Annotated in this window: 1 rRNA gene; it reads left to right on the plus strand. The window is 50.7% G+C overall.

Going from position 1 to position 1,713, the window contains the following annotated elements:
* Positions 1 to 1,650: ribosomal RNA gene (locus J2X77_RS23605) — 23S ribosomal RNA — on the plus strand; the annotation flags it as partial.
* Positions 1,651 to 1,713: the final 63 nt, after the last annotated feature.

Below are 1,713 nucleotides of genomic sequence, written 5' to 3' on the forward strand. Positions count from 1 at the left end.
GAAGCAGTTTGGCAATGAACTGTGGAGGTTATGGAAAAGCAAATGTAGGCATAAGTAACGATAAGGCGGGTGAGAAACCCGCCCACCGAAAGACCAAGGTTTCCTGATCAACGTTAATCGGATCAGGGTCAGTCGGGACCTAAGGCGCACCCGAAGGGGGCAAGCCGATGGACAACTGGTTAATATTCCAGTACTCTTCATAACTGCGATGTGGTGACGGAGTAGTGACACTGCCGCGAACTGACGGAATAGTTCGTTGAAAGGCGTAGGTATTGGGGTTGTAGGCAAATCCGCAACTCTAGCTGAAACCCAATAGTACAGCAAAGCTCCGGTGGCGCTGATAGAGCAGGTAAACAGACTTCCAAGAAAACCCGCTAAGCTTCAGGTTATGAAGACCCGTACCGCAAACCGACACAGGTGGTCGAGGAGAGAATCCTAAGGTGCTCGAGTGAGTCATGGCTAAGGAACTCGGCAAAATGGCCCTGTAACTTCGGGAGAAGGGGCGCTGTCTCTGAGAAGAGCAGCCGCAGTGAAAAGGCCCAGGCGACTGTTTAACAAAAACATATGGCTTTGCAAAATCGCAAGATGAAGTATAAGGCCTGACACCTGCCCGGTGCTGGAAGGTTAAGAGGGGATGTCATCGCAAGAGAAGCATTGAATCGAAGCCCCAGTAAACGGCGGCCGTAACTATAACGGTCCTAAGGTAGCGAAATTCCTTGTCGGGTAAGTTCCGACCTGCACGAATGGTGTAACGATCTGGGCGCTGTCTCAGCCATGAGCTCGGTGAAATTGTGGTATCGGTGAAGACGCCGATTACCCGCAACGGGACGGAAAGACCCCATGCACCTTCACTATAGCTTAACATTGAGATTGGGTACAGGATGTGTAGGATAGGCGGGAGATGTTGAAGTGGCTTCGCCAGGAGTCATGGAATCAACCTTGAAATACCGCCCTTTCTGTATCCGGTTTCTAACTCCTTTATGAGGAGGACATTGTTTGGTGGGTAGTTTGACTGGGGTGGTCGCCTCCAAAAAGGTAACGGAGGCTTTCAAAGGTAAGCTCAGTACGCTTGGTAACCGTACGTGGAGTGCAATGGCATAAGCTTGCTTGACTGTGAGACCTACAAGTCGAACAGGGTCGAAAGACGGACATAGTGATCCGGTGGTTCTGTATGGAAGGGCCATCGCTCAAAGGATAAAAGGTACGCTGGGGATAACAGGCTGATCTCCCCCAAGAGCTCATATCGACGGGGAGGTTTGGCACCTCGATGTCGGCTCGTCACATCCTGGGGCTGGAGAAGGTCCCAAGGGTTGGGCTGTTCGCCCATTAAAGTGGCACGCGAGCTGGGTTCAGAACGTCGCGAGACAGTTCGGTCCCTATCTGTTGTGGGCGTTGGAAGTTTGAGTGGATCTGACCTTAGTACGAGAGGACCGGGTTGGACAGACCTCTGGTGAACCTGTTATGCCGCCAGGTGTACGGCAGGGTAGCTACGTCTGGAATAGATAAGCGCTGAAAGCATCTAAGTGCGAAACTAGCCACGAGATGAGACTTCCTTATAGGGTCGTAGGAGATGACTACGTTGATAGGCCATAGGTGTAAAGGTTGAGAGACCAAAGCCAAGTGGTACTAATAGCCCGAAGCTTTCTCAAGCAGACAGACACTGTTGTCTTCCTCTTTAATTTTTAAGAAACAAAAAGAAACGTAACTCTTTCA

The sequence above is a fragment of the Sphingobacterium sp. 2149 genome, assembly GCF_031455655.1.
Taxonomy (GTDB): Bacteria; Bacteroidota; Bacteroidia; order Sphingobacteriales; family Sphingobacteriaceae; genus Sphingobacterium.